The 3,334-nt window shown below is 69.6% G+C and carries 3 protein-coding genes; all 3 read left to right on the top strand.

What is annotated here, in order from left to right:
• The coding region (locus ACFWPJ_RS28500; protein WP_378855940.1) for an ABC transporter permease at positions 1-411 on the top strand (411 nt) is incomplete at its 5' end.
• Positions 404-2,089, top strand: a complete 1,686-nt coding sequence (locus ACFWPJ_RS28495; RefSeq protein ID WP_378855938.1) for an ABC transporter ATP-binding protein — start codon at positions 404-406, stop codon at positions 2,087-2,089. The genes ACFWPJ_RS28500 and ACFWPJ_RS28495, both read left to right, overlap by 8 nt.
• Before the next feature lie 88 nt (positions 2,090-2,177).
• A complete protein-coding gene (gene purM / locus ACFWPJ_RS28490) occupies positions 2,178-3,257 on the top strand; it encodes a phosphoribosylformylglycinamidine cyclo-ligase (protein ID WP_378855936.1) in 1,080 nt (359 codons plus the stop codon).
• The last annotated feature ends 77 nt before the right edge of the window (positions 3,258-3,334 follow it).

Below are 3,334 nucleotides of genomic sequence, written 5' to 3'. Positions count from 1 at the left end.
GATGCGACGGTGGCGGTGAAGACCGAACCGTATGTGGACGCGGCGCGGGTCACCGGTGCGTCGACGGCGCGAATCATGTTCCGGCACATCCTGTCCAATGTCACCGGGTCGCTGCCGGTGATCATCACCATCAACGCCGCCGACGCCATCCTCACGCTGGCCGCGCTCGGCTTCCTCGGGTTCGGCATCGAGCCGACCCAGGCGGCCGAATGGGGTTATGACCTGAACAAGGCGCTCAACGATGTGTCCAACGGGATCTGGTGGACCTCCATCTTCCCCGGCACCGCGATCGTGCTCGTCGTGCTCGGGATGACGCTGGTCGGGGAGAGCATCGACGAGACGCTGAACCCGCTGCTGCGGACGCGGCGCGCGGTCACCACCGCGGAAGAGAAGGAGACGGTCGATGACTGAGACCCGCACGCCCGCACTGTCGGTCGCCGGGTTGTCGGTGACCTTCGCGACCGACAGCGGGCCGGTCGCGGCCGTGCGCACCGTGTCCTACGAGGTGTTTCCCGGCGAGGTGCTCGCCATCGTCGGCGAGTCCGGGTCCGGCAAGTCGGTGAGCTCGCGCACCGCGATCGGGCTGCTGCCGCACACCGCGCAGGTGCGCGGACTGGTCAGCATCGGTGACCGCGCGGTGACCGCGATGACCGAAAAACAGCTGACCGCGTTGCGCGGCGGCGAGGTCTCGATGATCTTCCAGGAGCCTGCCCGCGCGCTCGACCCGCTGTTCACCGCCGGCTTCCAGATCTGCGAAGCGCTGCGCGCGCACAGCGGGATGAGCCGGAAAGGCGCGCGCGCCAAGGCGATCGAGCTGTTGCGCACGGTCGGGCTGCCCGATCCGGAGCACCGGGTCGACTACTACCCGCATCAGCTCTCCGGCGGGCAGAAGCAGCGCGTGATGATCGCCATCGCCATCGCGTGCGAACCCAAGGTGATCATCGCCGACGAGCCGACCACCGCGCTGGACGTGACGGTGCAGGCCGAGATCCTGGAACTGCTGCGTGATCTGCGTGACCGGCTGGGGAGTGCGATCGTGCTGATCACCCACAACATGGGTGTCGTCGCGGATCTGGCCGATCGGGTGGTGGTGATGCGGGCGGGTGAGGTCGTCGAGCAGGCGCCCGTGCACGAGCTGTTCGCCAGCCCGCGCGCCGAGTACACCAGGGCGCTGCTCGATGCCGTTCCGCATCTGGGGGCGGCGACCATCGAGCGGCCCGTGCTCGATCCGGCGGCCGAGCCGGTGCTCGACGTCAGCGATCTGGTCGTGCAGTTTCCCGGACCGTTCGGGCGGCCCGCGTTCCGGGCCGTCGACGGGGTCAGCCTGCGGATCCGGCCGGGGGAGACCCTCGGTCTGGTCGGCGAGTCCGGGTCGGGCAAGTCGACCATCGGGCGGTGCGTGGCGGCGCTGCAGCGGCCGACCTCGGGGCGGGTGCTGATCCGTGGACAGGACATCGCCGAGTTGTCCCAGCGCAAGCTGCGGCCGATCCGGCGGCGCTTCGGGTTCGTGTTCCAGGACCCGGCCGGGTCGCTGAACCCGCGCCTGACCGTCGGCGAGTGCGTGGCCGAACCGCTCGTCGTGCATGGCGTCGGTGATCGCGCGAGCATCCGGGAGCGGGTCAGGCACATGCTCGACGACGTGCGGCTGCCCGCTGGCACCGAGAACCGGTATCCGCACGAGCTGTCGGGCGGCCAGCGGCAACGGGTGAGCCTGGCCAGAGCGCTGGTACTCGACCCCGACCTGCTCGTGGCCGACGAACCGACGAGCGCACTCGACGTCTCGGTGCAGGCGGCGGTACTCGAACTGTTCGCCGAACTGCAGCGCGGCTGCGGCTGGGCATGTCTGTTCATCAGCCACGACTTGGCCGTCGTCGACCAGCTCGCCGACCGGATCATGGTGCTGCGCGACGGAACCTGCGTCGAGGAAGGCGACAACGAGCAGATTCTGCGCAACCCGCGGCACGAGTACACCCGCCGCCTCGTCGCCGCTGTTCCGGTCCCAGATCCGGTCGAACAACGGCGCCGCCGCGCCGAGAACACCGCCGGCCGGCGCAAATCCCCTGCACCTGCCACCGAGCTGGAACAATGAGCTAGGAGCCGCACGACAGCTGAACCGGCGGATCACTTAGAGTTACTAGGCATCTATCCGCCGATTCGGTTTGGAGCTTTCCCCCACAATGACTGAACAGACACCCAGCGGTGCAGGCGCTTCCTACGCCGCGGCAGGGGTGAGCATCGAAGCCGGTGACCGCGCCGTCGAATTGTTCGGACCATTGGCGAAGAAGGCCAGCCGGCCCGAGGTGCAGGGCGGCATCGGCGGCTTCGCCGGTCTGTTCGCGCTCAAGGGCGGATACCGGGAGCCGCTGCTCGCCGCGTCCACCGACGGTGTCGGCACCAAGATCGCCGTCGCCCAGGCGCTGGACAAGCACGACACGGTCGGCCTCGACCTGGTCGCCATGGTCGTCGACGACCTGGTGGTCTGTGGCGCCGAGCCGCTGTTCCTGCAGGACTACATCGCCATCGGCAAGGTCATCCCGGAGAAGGTCGCCGAGCTGGTCTCCGGCATCGCCGAGGGCTGCATCAAGGCCGGTTGCGCGCTGCTTGGCGGCGAGACCGCCGAGCACCCGGGCCTGATGGATCCGGACGACTACGACCTGTCCGCCACCGGCGTCGGTGTCGTCGAGGCCGATTCGGTGCTCGGCCCCGAGCGGGTGCGCCCCGGTGACGTCGTCATCGCGATGGGCTCCTCGGGCCTGCACTCCAACGGCTACAGCCTGGCCCGCAAGGTCCTGCTCGACATCGACCGGATGTCGCTGACCGGCTACGTCGAGGAGTTCGGCCGCACCCTCGGTGAGGAACTGCTCGAGCCGACCCGCATCTACGCCAAGGACTGCCTCGCGCTGATCGCCGAGACCGATGTGCGCACCTTCTCGCACGTCACCGGTGGCGGCCTGGCCGCCAACCTGGCGCGCGTGCTGCCCGCGGGTCTGGTCGCCGAGCTGGACCGTGGCACCTGGAACCCGGCGCCGGTGTTCAAGATGATCGCCCAGCGCGGTCGGGTCGAGCGGGTCGAGATGGAGAAGACGTTCAACATGGGCGTCGGCATGGTCGCGATCGTCGCGCCCGAGGACGCCGATCGCGCGCTGGCGGTGCTCACCGCCCGCCACATCGACTGCTGGACCCTGGGCCAGGTCAAGAAGGCCGCCGACGCCGAGGCGCCGCGTGCCGTGCTGCTGGGCGACCACCCCAGGTTCTGACGCACCACACCAGGTGAGCCCGGGCCCCGTCGCCGCCCCCCCGCCGCGGGTGTGGTGGGTTGTTGACGCCCGGGACC

This window comes from Nocardia sp. NPDC058497, assembly GCF_042720195.1.
Classification (GTDB): domain Bacteria; phylum Actinomycetota; class Actinomycetes; order Mycobacteriales; family Mycobacteriaceae; genus Nocardia.
The sequence above is the reverse complement of the archived record's forward strand: the minus strand, read 5'-3'. Positions and strand labels throughout refer to the sequence as shown.